Annotated in this window: 15 protein-coding genes; 11 read left to right on the forward strand and 4 right to left on the reverse strand. The window is 33.6% G+C overall.

Annotated elements, in window-relative coordinates; translation table 11 throughout:
* Nucleotides 1-310: 310 nt before the first annotated feature.
* On the reverse strand, nt 311-1,333 hold the full coding sequence (gene tsaD, locus ABXQ82_RS02720; RefSeq protein ID WP_367054494.1) for a tRNA (adenosine(37)-N6)-threonylcarbamoyltransferase complex transferase subunit TsaD: 1,023 nt from the start codon (nt 1,331-1,333) through the stop codon (nt 311-313).
* A gap of 225 nt (nt 1,334-1,558) precedes the next feature.
* On the opposite strand from tsaD, the gene ABXQ82_RS02725 reads away from it, so the two are divergent.
* The 11 genes from ABXQ82_RS02725 to ABXQ82_RS02775 all read left to right on the forward strand — a co-directional run bounded on the left by ABXQ82_RS02725 (nt 1,559) and on the right by ABXQ82_RS02775 (nt 13,985).
* Entirely contained in the window at nt 1,559-5,932 is a 4,374-nt protein-coding gene (locus ABXQ82_RS02725; protein ID WP_367054497.1) for a translocation/assembly module TamB domain-containing protein, read from the forward strand.
* Between the two features lie 147 nt (nt 5,933-6,079).
* Entirely contained in the window at nt 6,080-7,066 is a 987-nt protein-coding gene (gene pfkA / locus ABXQ82_RS02730; protein WP_367054499.1) for a 6-phosphofructokinase, read from the forward strand.
* A gap of 17 nt (nt 7,067-7,083) precedes the next feature.
* Nucleotides 7,084-8,088, forward strand: a complete 1,005-nt coding sequence (gene gap, locus ABXQ82_RS02735) for a type I glyceraldehyde-3-phosphate dehydrogenase (protein ID WP_367054502.1) — start codon at nt 7,084-7,086, stop codon at nt 8,086-8,088.
* 186 nt (nt 8,089-8,274) lie between these two features.
* On the forward strand, nt 8,275-9,135 hold the full coding sequence (locus ABXQ82_RS02740) for an N-acetylglucosamine kinase (RefSeq protein WP_367054504.1): 861 nt from the start codon (nt 8,275-8,277) through the stop codon (nt 9,133-9,135).
* Between the two features lie 10 nt (nt 9,136-9,145).
* Nucleotides 9,146-10,372 carry an ATP-binding cassette domain-containing protein gene (locus ABXQ82_RS02745; RefSeq protein WP_367054506.1) on the forward strand — a complete coding sequence of 409 codons (1,227 nt, stop codon included), beginning with the start codon at nt 9,146-9,148 and terminating at the stop codon, nt 10,370-10,372.
* Nucleotides 10,373-10,567: 195 nt separating this feature from the next.
* Nucleotides 10,568-10,675 (forward strand): hypothetical protein, encoded by a 108-nt coding sequence (locus ABXQ82_RS02750; RefSeq protein WP_367055044.1) that lies wholly within the window; start codon nt 10,568-10,570, stop codon nt 10,673-10,675.
* Nucleotides 10,659-11,402 carry a hypothetical protein gene (locus ABXQ82_RS02755; RefSeq protein WP_367054509.1) on the forward strand — a complete coding sequence of 248 codons (744 nt, stop codon included), beginning with the start codon at nt 10,659-10,661 and terminating at the stop codon, nt 11,400-11,402. The genes ABXQ82_RS02750 and ABXQ82_RS02755 overlap by 17 nt, the downstream gene beginning before the upstream one ends.
* A gap of 297 nt (nt 11,403-11,699) precedes the next feature.
* The gene (locus ABXQ82_RS02760; protein WP_367054511.1) at nt 11,700-12,176 is read left to right on the forward strand and encodes a hypothetical protein; all 477 of its coding nucleotides are present in this window, start codon (nt 11,700-11,702) and stop codon (nt 12,174-12,176) included.
* 13 nt (nt 12,177-12,189) lie between these two features.
* Nucleotides 12,190-12,675, forward strand: a complete 486-nt coding sequence (locus ABXQ82_RS02765) for a hypothetical protein (RefSeq protein ID WP_367054513.1) — start codon at nt 12,190-12,192, stop codon at nt 12,673-12,675.
* Between the two features lie 294 nt (nt 12,676-12,969).
* Complete coding sequence (locus ABXQ82_RS02770) at nt 12,970-13,536, forward strand: Panacea domain-containing protein (RefSeq protein ID WP_367054516.1); 567 nt, start codon at nt 12,970-12,972, stop codon at nt 13,534-13,536.
* Between the two features lie 2 nt (nt 13,537-13,538).
* Nucleotides 13,539-13,985 (forward strand): hypothetical protein, encoded by a 447-nt coding sequence (locus ABXQ82_RS02775; protein WP_367054518.1) that lies wholly within the window; start codon nt 13,539-13,541, stop codon nt 13,983-13,985.
* Nucleotides 13,986-14,026: 41 nt separating this feature from the next.
* Here ABXQ82_RS02775 and ABXQ82_RS02780 read toward each other — a convergent pair whose 3' ends face one another.
* From ABXQ82_RS02780 to ABXQ82_RS02790, 3 genes are read right to left on the reverse strand one after another with little or no spacing between them, the layout of a single operon-like run.
* The gene (locus ABXQ82_RS02780) at nt 14,027-14,917 is read right to left on the reverse strand and encodes a transglutaminase family protein (protein WP_367054520.1); all 891 of its coding nucleotides are present in this window, start codon (nt 14,915-14,917) and stop codon (nt 14,027-14,029) included.
* Entirely contained in the window at nt 14,918-17,479 is a 2,562-nt protein-coding gene (locus ABXQ82_RS02785; RefSeq protein ID WP_367054523.1) for a circularly permuted type 2 ATP-grasp protein, read from the reverse strand.
* A 6-nt stretch (nt 17,480-17,485) separates the two neighbouring features.
* Nucleotides 17,486-20,815 (reverse strand): transglutaminase family protein, encoded by a 3,330-nt coding sequence (locus ABXQ82_RS02790; protein WP_367054525.1) that lies wholly within the window; start codon nt 20,813-20,815, stop codon nt 17,486-17,488.
* Nucleotides 20,816-21,087 lie beyond the last annotated feature (272 nt).

Raw genomic sequence — 21,087 nt, forward strand, 5'->3', positions numbered from 1 at the left:
TTTTAATAAGTTCAAGAAATAACACCCGAACGAAGTAAAACAAAACCCATAAAAAATGGCTTCAAAAAGTAAAATGGTTAATTCATTTTCCAAATCGTTTAATTATTTTAGAAAGTAAAAAAGAAATAAAACCAATAAAAAATAACACTAATGACAATAATCTAAGAGCATGATAGTGTGCTATCACAAAATACGTATCGTGAACATTTATATCGATAACTTTCTCAGAATTGGAATAAAACAAACTAATAATAAAAATTATAATAGCTGATATCCAAAACCAAATATGAGGTTTATTAAATCTCATAACCTAAATCTTCAATCTAGCTGAGGCCATCACATCCTGTTTCGCAAAATCGCCTTCTAAATACTTTAAATATCCAACAATAGCTATCATAGCAGCATTATCGGTAGTGTATTCAAATTTTGGGATGTAAGTTGTCCATCCAAATTTTTGTTCGCCATCCTTCAGCGCTTGTCTAATCCCAGAATTTGCCGAAACACCACCACCAATAGCAATATGCATAATGCCGGTTTCCTTAGATGCTTTCTTCAATTTTTCAATTAAAATACCAATGATTGTATATTGAATAGATGCGCAAATGTCATTTAAATGTTCTGCTATAAAATTAGGATTCGTTTTTACTTCCTTTTGAATAAAATAAAGAATGGCTGTTTTTAAACCAGAAAAACTAAAGTTTAAACCATCAACCCGTGGTCTCGTAAAAGGAAACGCTTTTGGATTTCCCAATCTTGCACGTTTGTCAATTTCAGGTCCTGCGGGATAACCGAGACCTAAAATTTTTCCGCTTTTATCAAAGGCCTCTCCAACAGCATCATCTATGGTTTCGCCTATAACTTTCATTTCAAAATAATTATCCACCCTAACAATTTGGGTATGTCCGCCAGAAATAGTCATCGCTAAAAAAGGAAAAGGTGGTTTGTTAAATCCGTCTTCTTCAATGAAATGAGCCAAAATATGCGCTTGCATGTGGTTCACATCAATCAAAGGAATATTTAAACCATATGCCAAAGATTTCGCGAATGATGTGCCTACCAACAAACTCCCCATTAATCCAGGGCCTCTTGTAAAAGCTACGGCATGCAATTGTGCTTTAGTAATCCCTGCTTTTTCTATAGCTTGGTGCACTACTGGAACTATATTTTGTTGGTGCGCTCTAGACGCCAATTCGGGTACTACACCGCCGTAGTCGCCATGTATTTTTTGACTTGCCACAACATTGCTTAAAATTTTACCGTTGTGTATCACAGAAGCAGAGGTGTCATCGCATGAAGACTCAATTCCAAGGATAAAAATATTTTGTTCAGCCATTAGTTAATATTAGGCACAATAATTGTTAATTTTGGAAACAAGTAAACAGCTGTTTCCTTAAAGAAATTCGTAAATACAAAACTAGGCATTATTTAGTTTCTAAGTAGTGGAAGTTTTTGTGTTTATTCAAACCAATTTTAATATTTAGAAATTATCAAAAGAGTACTCAAAATACTATTAAAAATTGTAGCTATCCTTTTGCTGCTGTTTGTTATTTTGGTACTAATGCTTTCCATTCCAGCAGTACAAACCAGTCTTGGTAAATCTGTAACCAAGCGCCTTAACGAAGATTTTAAGACCAACATTAATATTGAAAGAGTAGGATTGCAGTTTAATGGTGATGTGGAGCTTAAAAATATTTACATCGAAGATTTTAAACAAGATACACTTATAAGTATTAAAGAATTAAACACTTCAATATTGAGTTTTCCCAATTTAATTAACGGACAATTGGTGTTTGGGGATATTGATATCATGGATTTGGTGTTCAATATAAAAACCTATAAAGGTTACGATGAAACAAATCTTGATATTTTCGTAGAAAAATTAGAGGGCGATAACCCTACCAAGGGCGGTAGCAGTTTCTTGTTGTCTTCTAGTGATGTTTCTATTTATAACGGAATTTTTAGATTACTGGACGAAAATAGAGAAACCACAAAAGTTCTTGAGTTTTATGATTTAAATATCAATGCCACTAATTTTTTAATTAATGGGAGTGATGTTAGTACAAGAATCAATACGCTTTCTTTTGTAGATACCAGAGGTGTAACTGTAAAGAATATGATGACCAATTTTGTTTACACGCGGTCTCATATGATTTTTGACAAGCTACAGCTTAAAACAGAAAATTCTATTTTAAAGGGCGATTTAAAATTTCTATACAAAAGGGAAGATTTACGTTTTTTTGTAGATAAAGTAAAAATTGAAGCTTCATTTAAAGAGTCTAATGTGCTTTTGAATGAATTGAATACGTTTTATAACGAATTTGGACAACATCAACATACTAAATTCAACGTCAATCTTTCAGGAACATTGAATGATTTACATGCCGAAAACTTACAACTTACCACCAGTACCAACACAAAAGTTTATGGCGATTTAGATTTTAAAAACCTGTTTAGTAAAGCAACTGACGATTTTTCGATGCATGGTAGATTTAGCAACCTTACATCAACTTACCGAGATTTAAAGGCTTTATTGCCAAATGTTTTGGGTGCATCTATACCTTCTTCCTTTGATAGATTAGGGAAGTTTCGAATAAAGGGAAATTCTCAAATTACCGCTTCAAAAGTAAAGGCAGACATTACGATTGATACCGATTTGGGTTTTATAGATTCAGATTTGAGCATCACAGAAGTAAACGATATTGATAATGCCAAATATAATGGAAAACTCATCCTAAAAGAATTTGATTTGGGTACTTTTCTTGAAGACCCAAAAGTAGGTACTGTATCTGCAAACATTGATGTTAACGGACGCGGTTTTGTTGCTAAAACTATTGATACGGAAGTTACAGGCGATGTATTTCAAATTGTTTACAATGCCTATAACTATCAGAAAACCAAAGTGTCAGGAAAAATCAAGAACGGCATTTTTGATGGTATTTTAATAGTGAATGATAGAAACCTACAGCTAAATTTTAATGGTTTGCTGGATTATTCTGGAGCAATAAATAAATATGATTTTGAAGCAAAGGTGGATTATGCCAATTTAAATGCATTGAATTTTGTGAAAAAAGACAGTATTTCAATTTTTAGAAGTACTGTTAATATGAATATGAATAGCAGCAATTTGGATGATGCCTATGGTAGAATTACGTTTAGAAACACCTCCTATAAAAATGAAAATGACACTTATAATTTCAAAAGGTTTAAGATAGCATCACGTTTTGAGGGCAAAACTCGATTTATAGAAATAGATTCTCCCGAAATTATAGAAGGTGGGATTAGTGGCGAGTTTGTAATAAACGATTTGATAAAGCTTATTGAAAACTCTTTGGGAAACATTTATACGAATTACATTCCGAATAAAGTTGCCGATAACCAGAAAATAAACTTCAATTTTAAAATTTATAATAAAATAATAGAGGTTTTTTATCCTAAGATAGAATTGGGTAAAAACACATTTGTACGTGGTAGGGTAGAGAGTGATGCCCAAAAATTCAGGTTGACCTTTAAATCGCCGCAAATAAAACTGTTGGATAATTTTGCAAAAAACGTAGAGATCCAGGTAGATAATAACAATCCTGTTTTTAATACCTATGTGGAAGTAGATAGTATTAACACGAAATATTACAACACCTCAAAATTCAATTTAATTAATGTTACTGTAAACGATACGCTTTTTATGCGTTCAGAATTTACTGGAGGAAAACGAAATAACGATAAATTCAATCTCAGTTTTTACCATACCATTAATAAGGATAATAATTCTGTTGTAGGTTTTAAAACATCCGATGTAACCGTTAAAAATTTCAAATGGTTTATTAATGGCGATGATGATAAATTCAATAAGATAGCTTTCAGTAAAGATTTGAGTTATATCAATATTGACAGATTAAAAATAAATCACGGTAAAGAGGAAGTACGGCTTTCAGGGTTCTTAAAAGATTCTACCGAAAAAGATTTAAAACTGAATTTCAAAAATGTACGGCTTTCTAAAATCACACCAGATGTTGATAGTTTATTGCTCACAGGAAATGTAAATGGTAAGTTGGACATTCTTCAGAAAAACGGGAGCTATTTACCAAATTCTAGCATTGTAGTTAGCGATTTTAGAGTGAATAAGTTTCTGTTAGGAGATTTTAGGGCGAACATTGTTGGAAATGAAGATTTAACAAATTACAAAGTAGATGTAAGTATTGATAATGATATTGAAAAGTCGTTCAAGGCGATTGGTGATATTAGCGTGAGCGGAAAGAATGCTAATATGGATGTAGATGTAACGTTTGATAAATTTAACCTTATTCCATTAAATCCTTTACTGGTAGATGTTTTGTCAAATATTAGAGGAGAAGTTACGGGAAAAGCAAACGTAGTTGGCAGCGTAAACAAGCCAGAGATTAATGGCGACTTACGATTAGATAGATCAGGGTTTACCATTCCTTTCTTAAATGTAGATTACCAATTTAATGATCGGGCTCAGGTGGGTTTAGAAAACCAAAGTTTTATTTTTAAAAATATAGAGTTAACCGATACAAAACATAATACTAAAGGGAAGTTGAATGGTAAATTGAGCCATATTAATTTATCCGTTTGGAGTTTAGATTTAGGGATCACAACAAGGCGTTTATTGGTGCTTGATACTAAAGAAACCGAAGAAGCTTTGTATTACGGTACTGGCTTTGTTGGCGGAACAGCAAATATTTACGGCCCAACCGAAGAGTTGGTTATTAGTGTGGTTGGCGAAACAAAACGGGGAACGGTTTTTAAAATTCCTTTGAATGATACAGAGTCTTTTGGTGATAATTCATTCATTCACTTTATCACTCCAGAAGAAAAACTGGCAAGAAAAAATGGCGAAGCTTTTGTGTTTGAGGAAATAAAAGGATTGGAGTTGGATTTTGATTTAGACGTTACCCAAGATGCTGAGGTAGAAATTATTATAAATAAGGAAACAGGACATGCTTTAAAAGGTCGCGGTGTAGGTGGTTTGTTAGTTGAGATCAATACGAATGGAAAATTTGATATGTGGGGAGATTTCTCGGTGTTTGAAGGGGTTTACAATTTTGCTTACGGTGGCTTAATTCAAAAAGAGTTTATCGTACAGCCAGGTGGTACTATTGCTTGGGAAGGCGATCCTTTAAAAGCTCAAATAAATATTTTGGCAACATATGTAACTCAAGCAAATCCATCGCCTTTATTGGATAATCCCATAAATAGAAGCATTCCGGTTGAACTTAATATTACTTTAACAGGAGACCTGGAGCATCCAGATCCTATTTATGAATTTGAGTTCCCAAATGTTAATTCAACTATAAAGTCAGAGTTAAATTATCGATTAGAATCAACAGATGATAGGCAAAATCAAGCCTTGTATTTAATCTCAACAGGCTCGTTTTCAAGAGGGTTAAATGATTTAAATTTCTCTGGAACCATTGCAGAACGGTTAAACGGGATTGTTAACGGTATTTTTTCTAGTGAAAATGGAAAATTCAATTTGAATCCCTATTACGAAGCGGGACAAAACAGACCAGATTATCAAACCGATGATAGGGTAGGTTTAACGTTTCAAACGCAGTTAAACAATCGTGTGTTTTTTAATGGCAAAGTAGGTGTGCCAGTAGGCGGTGCGGGAGAAACCCAAACGGTTGTTGCAGGAGATTTAGAAATTAACTTTTTATTAAATGATGAAGGCACACTAACAGCCAAAGTATTTAATAGAGAGAATAGCATTCGTAATTTTGGCGACAATATAAGTTACACCCAAGGTGTTGGTTTATCATATAATGTAGATTTTGATACGTTTCAAGAATTAATTCGAAGTTTATTCAAGAAAAAGGAAGCCCCAGAAAAAGTTATTGAACCTGAAACAAAAGAAGAAACCGAAGAGTCCCTACCAGATTTTATTTCAGTAAAATCCTCAAAAAGCGAGAATTAGAAGTCATCTTCATCTACCAATTTCATTAACAAGTCCTTCATAACTGTTAACTAAAACGTTATAGTTTCGATATCGTATTAAAATATGGTTTATGTTATCGAAATATGGTTTTTGTTTAGTAATTTTACGTCGAAATTAAAAGATTTAATGTCAACAAAAATTAAGAAAATAGGTGTTTTTACATCTGGAGGAGATTCTCCTGGAATGAATGCCGCTGTTAGATCCGTTGTTAGAACATGTGCATATTACAACATAGAATGTTTTGGAATTTATAGAGGCTATGAGGGCTTGATGGAAGGCGATTTTGTACCCATGGATGCCAGAAGTGTTAAAAGCATCATTAATAAAGGAGGTACTATATTAAAATCTGCTCGGTCCAAAGAGTTTCGTACTGTAGAAGGACGACAAAAAGCATTCGATCATTTAAATAAAGCAGAAATAGACGCCATGGTTGCCATTGGAGGTGATGGAACTTTTACTGGAGCCATGATTTTTAACGAAGAATTCGATTTTCCTATCATTGGAATTCCTGGTACCATAGATAATGATATCTTTGGGACATCACATACTTTAGGTTTCGATACTGCACAAAATACAGTTGTAGAAGCTATAGATAAAATTCGAGATACCGCAAGTTCGCATAATAGATTGTTTTTTATAGAAGTTATGGGACGTGATGTTGGGCATATTGCCTTAAACGTCGGTATTGCTGGTGGAGCAGAGGAGATTTTAATACCAGAGGAAGATTTAGGATTGGATAGACTGGTAGAATCTTTAAGGCGCAGTAGAAAATCTGGAAAATCATCCAGTATTGTTGTGGTAGCCGAAGGTGATAAAATAGGTAAAAATATTTTTGAACTTAAGGATTTTGTAGATGAAAATATGGAAGGCTACGATGTTAGGGTGTCTGTTTTGGGACACATGCAACGGGGCGGATCGCCATCATGCTTTGATCGCGTTCTAGCAAGTAGAATGGGTGTAAAGGCTGTTGAATCCTTATTGGAAGGAAAAACCAATTATATGGTTGGTTTATTAAATAACAAAATGGAATTAACACCATTAGATAAAGCCATAAAAGGTAAATCAAAAATAAATTTAGAATTATTGCGTGTCTCAGATATTATGAGCACTTAACATTAATAAACACGATTATGTCAAAATTAAAAATTGGAATTAACGGATTTGGTAGAATAGGTAGAATTGCTTTTAGAGTAGCTGCAGGAAGACCAGATATAGAAGTAGTAGGAATTAATGATTTATTGGATGTAGATCATTTAGCTTACTTATTAAAGTTCGATTCTGTTCACGGACAGTTTGAAGGCACTATTTCTACAAAAGATGGAAACTTAGTTGTAAACGGAAATACAATAAGAGTAACTGCAGAACGTAACCCAGAAGATTTAAAATGGGATGCTGTTGGAGCAGATGTTGTTTTAGACTGTACTGGAATTTTTACAAACTTGGAGGGTGCTGGTAAACACATTAAGGCTGGAGCTAAGAAAGTTGCAATTTCTGCACCATCTGCCGATGCACCAATGTTTGTAATGGGTGTAAACCATAAAGAAATTACAGCTGCCAATACTATTGTGTCTAATGCATCTTGTACTACTAACTGTTTAGCGCCATTAGCTAAAGTAATTAACGATAAATTCGGAATTGCTGAAGGTTTAATGACAACAGTTCACGCGGCAACGGCAACACAATCAACTGTTGATGGTGTTTCTAAAAAAGATTACAGATTAGGTCGTGCTTCCTTAAACAACATTGTGCCTGCTTCAACTGGAGCAGCAAAAGCTGTTGGAAAGGTAATTCCTGAATTAAACGGAAAATTAACCGGTATGGCTTTTAGAATCCCTACTGTTGATGTATCTGTTGTAGATTTAACATGTCGTTTAGAAAGACCGGCGCCTTGGGCTGAAGTTAAAGCTGCTTTAAAAGAAGCATCAGAAGGAGAATTAAACGGTGTTTTAGGATATACTGAAGAAGGTGTTGTATCTCAAGATTTCGTTTCAGAACCAAAAACAAGCACATTCGATGCTAACGCAAGTATGGCATTAAATGATGGTTTTGTAAAATTAGTATCTTGGTATGATAATGAGTTTGGTTATTCAACTAAATTGGTAGATTTAGCACAACATATTGGTGCTTTAAAATAATTGTTTATATATTCCACAGCATTAATCAAAATGATTAATGCTGTGGATTTTTTAGTAAAACTCTATTTTGATTTCATCAAAATAGTAAGTTGCACTAATCCCGATGAAAATCGGGATCTTATCTTTTAATATTTCGTATTTTCTATGAATTTACGTGATGTTATTAACCTTTTAATTCTATTACTTATGATTTTAATTGTTGATAGTGGTTCTACTAAATCAGATTGGTTGGCAGTAGATAGTAACGGAAAAAAATTAATGGATAAGATCCGTACCAAAGGTTTGAATCCAGCAATTCTAAGTGAAAGGAAACTTCATAAAACAATTATGAAGAGTGAGGAATTAAAATCTAATGCGGATAAAGTAACGCACGTATTTTTCTATGGCGCTGGTTGCGGTACGGAAAATGCTAGGGAATTATTGCAAGATGTTCTTGCTCAAATATTTACAAATGCTCACATAGAAGTTAATGAAGATACTTTGGCAGCTGTTTATGCGACCATAAGTCATCCAAAGGAAGCTGCTGTGGTTTGTATTTTAGGTACAGGATCTAACTGTAGTTATTATGATGGCGAAAGGTTGCACCAACGTGTTAAATCACTTGGATATACATTAATGGATGATGCTTCAGGTAATTATTATGGGAAGCAATTGATTAGGGATTATTACTTTGGTCACATGCCAGAAAATGTTAGAATAGCTTTTGGAGCCAAGTATAACATGGAGGCAGATTATATAAAATATAATTTATACAAGCAACCAAGTCCAAATGCATATTTGGCAAACTTTGCTGAGTTTATGTTCTTGCATAAGGATTCTGAATATACTACAAACCTTATAAAAAAGGGAATTCGCCTCTTTGCAACTAATATGATCATGCAGTTTAAGGAAGAACTAAAAACTGTTCCTGTGCATTTTGCTGGTTCCATAGCCTATTTTTCCCAAAAAGAAATTAAGGAAGTTGCGGAAGAAATGGGGTTTAAGACTGGGAATTTTGTACGCAGACCAATTGATGGTTTAGTGCCTTTCCATACTAAAGATCTATAGTTTTTTACTTGTGCCCAAGCATAAAGCATTTTACATTTCTAATACAACCAACAAAAAAGAACTTATCAACAGCATTACTTCTGGGGAATGGTTTGAAGACTTAAATACTTTAAAAGGTGCTGTTTTTTCTGAATTCATTCTGAATACGTTTATTGAGGAGGAAATACGTCATGGGCATTTTGATGTTCAAACAGCTACAAGAAATAGTCTTAAAAATTCATCTGAAGGCGAACGCAAACGTGCACTACTGAATCATATTTTACAGTCCAATCCTGAATATATCGTTTTGGATAATGTTTTTGATGGTCTGGACTTAGAAGCGCAATCTAAAATAGAAGATACACTTACCGAATTAAGCAAACACATTTTAATCATACAAATAACTACTAGAAAACGAGATCTTTTAGCGTTTATAGAAGATGTCTTTATTTTAGAAGATGGCAAACCTAAATTGTTTGTTGCAACAGAAGACGCTGATAAAAATACCAATAATTACTTCACTAATGATTTACCAAAACCCTACAACATAGAAAGGGAAATACATAACCCTTTGATACAGCTCAATAACGTTTCTGTGAGTTATGGCGACAAACCCATTATCAAAAATATTTCTTGGGAAATAAAACCGGGAGAGTTTTGGCAGCTAATAGGGCCAAATGGTTCGGGAAAAAGTACGATACTTTCATTAATTTCTGGCGATAACCCAAAAGGGTATATGGCAGACATGACCTTATTTGGTATAAAAAAGGGGAGTGGCGAAACCGTTTGGGACATCAAGAAGAACATTGGGTTTTATACTTCTGAAATGTTGCGAGGATTTAAAAGAAGAGATACTATCGAAAGTATGATTATCTCTGGGTTTGTAGATTCAATAGGACTTTATAAATACCCAACCGATAGACAAATTAGTATTGCACATGAGTGGTTAGCACTTTTAAATATGCTCAATATTAAAGACAAAAGCTTTCAGTTTTTGTCTAACGGACATAAACGCTTGGTGTTGATTGCAAGAGCAATGGTTAAGCATCCGCCACTTCTTATTTTGGATGAACCTACAAACGGACTCGACGATGCCGATGCTAAATTATTTTCTGAATTGGTCAATAAAATTGCTTTGGAAAGTGATACCGCAATTATTTATGTATCCCATAGAAAGGAAGAGTTTATAAAACCTGATTTTGTTTATGAGTTGAAGCCTGAGGAAACTGGTTCTATAGGGAGAGAGGTATTCGTTTAGGGGTATTTATGTCGGTTGCATGGTGTAATTTATTACATAATTTGTTTTTATATTTGCGGGATGATAGTGATAAAAAAGGTATTATATCTTGACTTATTTATGGGATATAAAACATAAAGGTAATTATGTAACGAGTTGGCAACAAGCTAAAAAACTATGATATGACAATTAATTAAGGATTTAACCTATGACGAAATTGATTTAACTCAAGCTTTAACAAGAGCTAAAATAATAGCGTTTGAAATTGAAAATGATTCTTTTAAAAAGTGGATTTCAACGGAGTTAAATGGTTTATACAAATGATGACAAATTGCCGAATTATAGAGTTTTGCCTTGTGATATTTTTGCTGTAATAGTTGACCCGTTTGGACAAAAAAGAATGATTCCATATGATTTAACAAATTTGGACAAAGATTTAAATGGAAAACTTTACAAAATGGACGCGAAACAAAGTATTTCCGTAATTGAGCAAGGAATTAGCAACACGGATGAACAATATGGATATGAAGAATTACCAATGAATTTAGTAGCCTCTTTACGAGATAACTATAGCGACAGAATAATTGGAATTAGAAGAAGAATGCAATTTAGTCAAGCAAGGCATATCTTAAACATAACTAAACAAAAATTGATAGATACATTACTTGAACTTGATAGAGCGTTTCCTGACTTAAAAAACGATGATTATCGCCCAACAAAAGAAGATAAAGAAACGGCCAGAACAATTATTAATAATAATATTTATGGCGACAATGCAAATTCTACTATTGGAGTTGCTGACAATCTAACACAGAACATTAATAATATTTATAACCAAAAAGTTGAACAAACACTTTCTGATTTAAGGCAATTAAATGTTCCAGAAGAAGATTTATCTGATTTAAAAGATATTACTGCAAATGAAAAAGATAAAGTTAAATTAGGAAAAAAGATTATGACTTGGGTAGGCAAAATGACAACAAAAGCTGTAGAAAAGGGAATCGACATTCATATCCCAATGATTTTAGAAAAAGTACAGGATTTAATGTAAATAAGGCCAGTTGCCAACAACGTATATAGCTCATAGCTAATCAGTTGCTCAATCGAAGTTAAAGGCATATTTGCAAATACGCCAAATTTTTTAATTTGGCTTATTGAGAAAAAAAGATAATAAGAAAATTAAAAAATTCGGCTCTTGCTTAACCACGCGACTAACCATACACAACAACTTTACCCAACATTAAAAACTACACGATAAATTTCATATTTTGATAATTAAAATATAATTAATTATACATTTATGACAATTTTATATTATATTGGTCGTTAGATAATATATTAATTAGCAATGACATACATCTATGATTTAGGAAACAAGAAACTAATTGAAGTCGAAATTGTTCTTGCATCTGGAAAAATGCCATTAAAAAAAGACGGTTGGAAATTTGATTGGAATAAACTGATTAAGGAGAAAAACACTAAAACCTATATATTAAGATTAAAGAATAGTACTCAAAGTGTTGAAGGTGTTTTACAATTAAGAATTGAAAATGATATGCTAATTATGGATGTAATTGAAATTGCGCCTCATAATTTTGGTTCTTCAAATAAAAAATTTGATTATGTAGCTGGTTGTTTAATTGCCTTTGCTTGTAGAGAAAGTTTTAAAATTGAAGGTAATTATAAAGGATTCTTAACCTTTACTTCTAAAACTAGCTTAATTGAGTGGTACAAGAAAAGGTATGGAGCAATACAAGCTCTTGGTCAAAGAATGTATATAGAAGATTCAGTTGGATTAAAATTAATACAAAAGTATTTATACTAAAAGCCTAAGAATTATGAACAAACAAGAAATTAATAAAAATAAAGAACAAGTTTTAACAAACAAAATGGATGTTGGAACTAGAGAATTTAATGAATTTCAAGCTATTCTTTTAAACAAATCGAAAGAACGCTCGAGCGAACGAAAAAAAATGATAGAACTAATGGCTCTTAAATTCAAAATGGAAGATTATTTAAATTCTAAAGACAAACACTCTAAATTAGTTGGAGACTTCCTTAAAGCCTATTTAAATGCTTTTGAAATCAGACAAAATAAGTTTGCTCATTACATAGGAGTAAAACCATCAAACTTAAGTAAACTGATAAAAGGTGAACGTTCATTAAATCACGAATTAGCGCTTGTCTTTGGAACTATTTTTGGAAACGACCCAATGCTTTGGTTAGATATTCAAAACAAAAACAAACTTTATGAATTATCTAAAACTAAAAGAAAAGAAATTAAAAAATATTCTCTAGATGATTTAATAAATAACGTTGGGTAATAACTTGTAAGTTCAATAACTAAGCGTTCATTTCATGTGTTCTGTAAGACCGGCTCTTCGAAGTTTGTAACTTCGAAGCATACTCATTAATAGAATAAAATAATATAGATATAATGAAGCTTTTTTTTAAGTAAGATGTAGATTCTTTATCATATTGGGTAAATATTTGAAGTTTGAAACTTCGCAAAGCGGGTTGTTATATAACTCGTTGGCTGTGATATGAGTGACAAATAAATATAGTTTTCAACAGATTGTTTACAATTTTATTTTTTGTATTTTTGCAATGTGGAAAAAATGTCTTACATAAGATTATCTGAAAATCAAATAGTTAAGGTCGGAAATTCAATTATCTATCTTTCAGAAAAGATTGGAGAGTTATCCAAAACTAAAGCTTTAAAATTAATATACATTTTAGATGAACTATCAATTAAGAAAAGTGGAATACCTTTTTTTAATCTAAAATATAAAGTTTGGAAATTTGGTCCAGTTTCAGAAGAGATTTTTATTGACTTATCTTCAGAAACAACTTTACTAAAAGATTACATAGAAAGAACTTCAGAAGAAGGTGTTACCGTAATTAAACCTATTATTGATTTTAATTACGATGAATTTTCTGATAATGATATTGATTTATTAGATTTTGTTGTTGAAAAATTCGGGGACAAATCTGCTAAAGATTTAGTTTATTACACACATCGAAAAAATTCACCTTGGCATAATACAGCTAAAGAAAATTCTGTTTTAGAATTATTAGAAAAGGAAGAAATTAATAATACAGAGTTATTAATTGATATGGGAGCTTTAATAAATCACGATGAAAGAAAAAAAGTGATTTACTCTGACTATTTAGAAGCAAACTAAATATGTTTGATGAAGGAACTATAATTTACTTTGACCCTTTTTATTTCAAAAATGGAAATACAGCAAAGCCAAAATATTTTATTGTATTAAAAAACCAAGATAACCATAATATTTTAGCGTCACTTCCCACGAGAACAGATTCAATTCCCCAAAAAGAAGAAATTGAAAATGGTTGTATTGAACTTCCATCAATAAATCTGAACTGTTTCGTAATTTCTAATGATATAGAGATAACCGAATGCGGGAAAAGCTTTGAGTTTAAAACTCATATTTATGGACATCAAATAGATGATTATGAAATTGATTTTTTACAAGAAATTTACCCTCTTGAAAATACTGATTATGAAATATGGGGTAAAATGAAAAATGAAATTTTCGTTTCATTAATTGAGTGTTTAAGGAATTCTAAATCTGTCAAAAGGAAATACCGAAAAATATTAACGGATTAAATACTACACCAACATAGGTATATAACAAATAAAATCCGTCCCTAAACCGCAGCCCGAATATCAACCTCAACCTTCATCTTATTTTGTCCTGAACTGTAAATCACACCTTTTACTGGCGGCACATCATAATAATCGCGCCCATAAGCCACAATAATATGCTGGTTTTTTGGGATTTGGTTATTTGTGGGATCAAAATCTACCCATCCAAACGTTGGGATATACATTGAAAACCAAGCATGGGACGCATCTACACCAACTAACTTTTCTTTTCCTGGGGGCGGCAATGTTTCAATATAACCGCTAACATATCTGGCTGGTAAACCTATGGACCGAATGCAAGCAATGGCAATCTGCGCAAAATCTTGACAAACGCCTTTCTTTTTCGCCATCACTTCATAGATTGGTGTCGCTACATTGGTCACATTTGGGTTGAATTCAAAATCATTAAAAATTCGTTGCATCAACTCATTGGCTGCTTCAAAAATAGGTCTTTGAGGTTTAAAGGATACTTCGGCATAATCCCTTATTTCTGAATTAAATTCAGCAATTAAAATAGATTTTAGAATGAATTGTCTAACGTCTAATATGTCTGGTTTCTGATTTTTTAAAGCTGTTAAAGCTTCATTTAATGTGATCTTTTGTCCGCTGGCAGATTCAAAAATATTTGGTGCTTGAGTATAATCTCTAAGTATTTTGCTAAACGCAATGACTTGTAGTTTTTTATGATGTTCTTGAATTGAAAAACGTGTGATGGTATTTCCGAAAAAATCTGTTCTTTCAGAAAACTCAGTAGGCGCTGGGTGAATGTCCAATCTATAATCTACTAAGGTTTGCCCTAAAATATCTTTAGGTTTTATAGTCGCTATATTATGGCAAAACGAAACGCCATCTTCGTAATCATAGCTTGTAGTATGGGATACTTGGTATAACATTTAAGACAATGGGAAATTTTGATTGGATAATTGTTTTTGCATGTAAGAATGATTGAAATACGTATCAGAAATCGCCATGGACGTTTCATGCAATAACTCACTAACTTCGGCTAAAACGTCGTCCAAATTCTGTCTTATCGTTGCATCTTCGTTTAATTCCAATAGATTTTCAATAGTTAAATTTTGCATCTTGGTATGTGCAAGCGCAATTTTTTCTTTACATTTCGAAATAACAGCAGCACCTTCTGAAATTGGTAGTTTATCTACATCTTTTTGAATGCGTCTTATTTGATAAGACAATGATTTTCCGTAGTCCTTATCTAAAATTATCAGCTTTATCACATTTTCTAAACTTAAGTAAGAACGGTAACTGTACCTGTAAATATTTAAACTTTCATGACTTGTTAATAAAGATTCCAGTATTTCATATTGTAAATGTTCTTCATAATTTATGACGAGCAGCGATCTGCATTTTGCAATATTCATCATGGTTTGCTCGGTCTGTAAGCCAATGAAATAGAGCAACAAACCTTGATGTACTAAAATACTATCTTCAATAAGCCCCATAAAAGCTATTAATCGTGTAATGATGCGGTCCAATAATTTTGAAAGTTCGGTAACGGAATAATCGCCTTTATCCTCAAATTTCTCCCATTGTCTTTTAATGCCATCAAAAACACGCCACATATCTTTAGACCATAAACTTCTAAGTGAATAATAAGAATTATTAAAGCTTGATAATGTTTGCGCTAAACTTCCTATTCTATCATCGTCCATTATTAAAGCCGTTATTTCCTTTAATGGATCTTTTAACCGCGTTTTAGAACCTTTGCCAACAAAACCTGGAAATGTGGAGGTCAGGTTTGTGATGGATTTATAGAGCAATATTAAACTTTCAGATTCCGATTTAGCATTGTGATATTGTTGTTGGTTCATTCTATTCAACACCATACGGAAGTATCTTGCAGTAACCAGAGCACGACCCAAATATCTACCGGACCAAAACAGATTTTCGGCGGTATTACTAGGTAAATCGTTCATATCTGAAACTTTATAGTTTGAAGTATTTCCCCAAGCATAATTTTGAATATGATTTTGAAATTGATCTGAAACCACCCAAAAATCCTTACTGATACCACCTCTTTGATTGAACACAAAAAGGGTTTCGCGTTCTGAAGCTACCCGAACCAATCCCCCCGGCATGATGCTATACCCGTCTTTTTTAGCAATGGCAAAGGTTCTGCACATGACTTTTCTCGGTTCTAAAGTACCATTCACAAAATTTGGAGCCGTAGAAAATGAAATCTTTTCTTGGGCCACAAATTGATAGGGCGCCAGGAGTATTTCATTTTTTAACTTATTTAAAGCTTCATCATCTAAAAACTCACAGAAAAAAATATTTTCCCGATTAGACCTGTCTATTCTTTTAACCACTAAATCTTTTAAATTGTTGATAACGTAGTTGCGTTCTACTATTTGTCCACACCACCAGGAGGCAATTTGTGGTAAAATTAAATCTTCATTTAAGAAATAATTACAAATAGCATTCATAAATGGAATGAGTCCAGAGTTATCAATAATGCCGCTACCAATCGGATTTACTATGGTTACTTCTTGATTTCTTACAACTTCTAACAATCCAGCAACACCTAAATAAGAATCCTCTCTTAATTCCAAAGGATCCATAAAAACATCATCAACCCGTCTTAAAACTACATCAACTTGTTTTAATTCCTTTAAGGTTTTCATCCATAATTTTCCGTGTCGCACTACCAAATCGTTACCCATTACCAATGGATAGCCTAAAAACGACGCCAAATAGGCATGCTCAAAATAGGTTTCATTTAGTGGCCCGGGAGTTAATATCACAATGTTTGGATTGCTCTTATTTTTAGGAGCTGCATCCAAAAGCATCTGATTGAACTCATTAAAAAACTGCGAGGGTTGCTTCACATTTATACCTTCAAAAATATTTGGTAACACCCTATTAAGCGCATATCTGTTTTCCAAAGCATAACCCATACCAGAAGGGGCTTGGGTACGATCTGTAACAACCCACATGCGGCCATCTGGTCCTCTAGCTAAATCTGCAGAATAGACCAATAAATTTTTAGAAGTAGCATATTCAATTTGGTCGCATTGTCTTAAAAAACCACGATGTGCAAATATGACTTCCTGAGGAATGATGCCATTGGCAATAAGTTCCCGTTTACCATAAATATCTTTTAATACCAGATTGAGTAATTCTGCCCTTTGCTTGAGACCACGTTCTATAGTAGATTCCCATTCATTTTCATAAATAACAAAAGGCACAATATTTAAACCCCAAGAACGGTGCATCCCATTGGGATCGTTATAGACATTGTAAGTCACGCCGTTTTCTTCCATGAGCCAATCCACTTCCTTTTGTTTGGCTAATAAATTTTCAGACCCCATTTTGGAAAGGTTTTGCAACAACTTTTCCCAATTGGGGTTAATAGACATATCAGATTTTAAAACTTCATCATAATTTCTGAAGCTAGAGAAATAATTTTGAAAAAATGTATTGGTATCTACTGGCATTTCATATTACTTTTTTCTTAAATCCAAGGTATGGGGAAACTCAAAATTAATCGGTAATTCTTTATACTCAAATTCCTTTGAACTCGTTTGTCTTTTTATGGTTTGATATTCTTCTTGCTCGATAACACCTTCTTTATCTGGTAAAATATCGCCTTGTGTGTGGCCAAGTCCCCAAAAACGATTGATGCGTCTGGATTCTGCCTCAAAGCTATTTACAGGATAAGTTTCATAAGAACGTCCTCCCGGATGCGCCACAAAATAAGTGCAACCTCCAATGGAATGTTTGTTCCAAGTATCAACAATATCAAAAACCAATGGTGCATCTACGCCAATGGTTGGGTGAAGTGAAGAATAAGGATTCCAAGCTTTATACTTAACTCCTGCAACATATTCGCCTTTAACACCGGTATTTTTTAAAGGCACTTTAACGCCATTGCAAGTTACAATATATCTTTCGTTAACGAAGTTTGCTACTTTTATTTGAATACGCTCTACCGAAGAATCCACATAGCGTGCAGTACCGCCACCAGTCATTTCTTCCCCTAAAACATTCCAAGGTTCTATGGCTGCCCGTAATTCAACGTCCATATTATTTATGGTTGTCATACCATGCAGCGGAAATCTAAATTCGAAAAATGGATTGAACCAATCTTCCTTGAACTCATAACCGGCTTTATTTAGTTGGTTTACGATGTCCTTAATGTCTTCGCGAACATAGTGTTCAATCAAAAATTTATCATGTAACTCGGTGCCCCAACGAATTAATTCGTGTTCATAGGGTGTTTCCCAAAACCATGCTACTAAAGTTCTCACCAAGAGGTTTTGCATCAAACTCATTTGCGGATGTGGCGGCATATCAAAAGCACGAAGTTCTAAAATCCCTAACCGTCCTGAAGATGAATCTGGAGAATATAATTTATCGATACAGAATTCTGCACGGTGTGTGTTTCCTGTTAAATCGGTTAATAAATGACGAAATAATCTATCGGTGATCCAAAAAGGGACTTCGCCATTTTTTGGGATTTTACTGAACGCAATTTCCAATTCGTATAGATTTTCCATTCGCGCTTCGTCAATACGAGGGGCTTGACTTGTTGCGCCTATAAAAGCACCGGAAAACAAATAGGATAACCCCGGATGATGTTGCCAAAACGTTAATAGACTTCGTAATAAACTCGGTCTGCGCAATAGCGGACTATCAGCTGGAGAAACACCTCCAAGCGTGACGTGGTTTCCACCACCTGTGCCGGTGTGCTTACCGTCCAACATGAATTTTTCTGTGCCTAAACGTGACTGTTTTGCATGTTCGTATAAGTTTAATGTGTTATGGGTAAGCTCTTTCCAGTTTTTTGCGGGTTGTACATTGACTTCAATAACGCCCGGATCTGGAGTTATTTTCATGGATTCCAAACGATTATCATGTGGCGGATCATAGCCTTCAAAAACCACGGGAATTTGAAGTGCTTTTGAAGTGGCTTCAATAGATGCTACCAAATCCAAATAGAATTCCGCAGCATCTAACGGTGGTAAGAATAAATGTAATTTGTTATCTCTTATTTCGGCACAAAGTGCGGTTCTAATAAAGTAATCGTGCTCTGGTTTTGCAATACCTTCTGCTTGAATCTTGTCAAAACGTTTTGAAACTGAATCTGCAAAATTTGGTAATTTTCCTTGTTTTGTAAACTTATCGGGTTCAAATTTTGGAAACTCTTCTTGTTCTGGTTTTTCTAGCAATGAATTAAGAGGTAAGCGTAAGCCGACTGGGGAATTTCCAGGCACTAAGAAAATGTGCTTTCGTCTTAATTCCCAATCGTTACTATACCAAACACCATCAGAATTATTTAGAGGCAATACATGGCCAACGGGTCTTGAAGTGCCTTCCTTTAAAATTTCCTTTAATTTATCTTTCACTAATAAATTGCCGTTTTCTTTTGTGGGATCTATGTCTATTGGCATTTGTCCTTCTTGCCAAAGGAAATAAAAAGCATCCTCGTAAGTTGGTTTAATGTGTGTATCTGAAACGCCTAAATAGGTTGTCAATGTTTCCAAGAATTTTTTATCGGCATCTTTTGGTAATTCTGGATTCTCTGAAAATAGGGACAATAGTTTTTTGTTTTGCCAGATTGGGATGCCATCTTTCCGCCAACATATTTCAATAGACCATCTTGGAAGTGGTTCTCCTGGATACCATTTTCCTTGGGCCTGATGCAGTACAGCGCCGTTTCCGTATTCGTCATATAATCGTGCTGAAAGGTTTTTTGCTAACTCACGCTTGTGTTCGCCATCGGCATCGGTATTCCACTCAGGCGATTCCATATCGTCAATGGAAACAAAGGTAGGTTCGCCACCCATGGTTAGTCTAACATCGCCTTTTTCAAGTTCTTCTTCAACTTTAAACCCTAAATTATAAATGGCGTTCCATTGTTCTTCAGTATAAGGTTTTGTAACTCTTGGAGATTCAAAAATGCGTTTAACTGAGTTCTCGTAAAAGAATTCAGTTTCACAGACATCGGTCATACCAGTTACAGGCGCAGCACTTTCAAAAGAAGGCGTACAGGCCAAAGGAATATGACCTTCTCCAGCCAATAAACCAGATGTTGCGTCAAAACCAATCCAACCTGCTCCAGGAATATAAACTTCTGCCCATGCGTGTAAATCTGTAAAATCTTCTTCAGGACCAGATGGCCCATCCAATGATTTTTCATCAGATTTCAACTGTACCAAATAACCAGAAACAAAACGGGCACCAAATCCTAAATGGCGCAGCACTTGCACAAACAGCCACGCATAATCTCTACATGATCCATTTTTTTGCTCAAGTGTTTGTTCACAAGATTGCACGCCAGGATCCATTCTGATATTATAATTGAGGTATTCATAGATTTTTCTATTGATATCAATTAAAAAATAGATGGTTTTTCGTGGTGTATAATCGATGGTTTTCATAAAATCTTCCAACAATTTACCTCTATCTGTAATTTCTAAATAGGGTTGTAGTTCTTTTTTGGTAGTTTCTAAATATTCAAAAGGATATTCTTCGGCATATTCTTCAACAAAAAAATCAAACGGATTTATGGTTTTTAAATCGGCAATAATTTCTATATCCACAGACAATTCTTTCGTTTTCTCCGGAAAAGTTAAACGTGCGAGATAGTTTCCAAAAGGATCTTGTTGCCAGTTGAAAAAGTGGTTTTCGGGCTTTATTTTGATGGAATACGCTTCAATAGGCGTTCTACTATGAGGTGCAGGGCGCAGTCTGAAAATATGGGGAGACAGATTTACCGAACGATCGTACTTGTATAATGTCTTGTGTGAAATAACAATTTTTAATGCCATAGGATGTTTTAGATTTAACCATTTACAATTTAAGCTTTTTCTTTTTAGAAACCAGACAAATATGGCTTAGATACTCTTATATTTTCTATTATAAAATTATGATTCTTATATTTTAAGAGATGAATAAATTATAATAATTAAAAATCGCTAAGGAATCATAACATCTTTAAAGCCTCATTTAATATCATATTCAATGCAAATTTGCTATTTGCTTTTTGGAGCTACCCAAAAATAGCTTTTTTTATAGTCTTTAGTATTAAAAGTACATTTAT

The sequence above is a fragment of the Algibacter sp. 2305UL17-15 genome (assembly GCF_040720935.1).
Taxonomy (GTDB): domain Bacteria; phylum Bacteroidota; class Bacteroidia; order Flavobacteriales; family Flavobacteriaceae; genus Jejuia.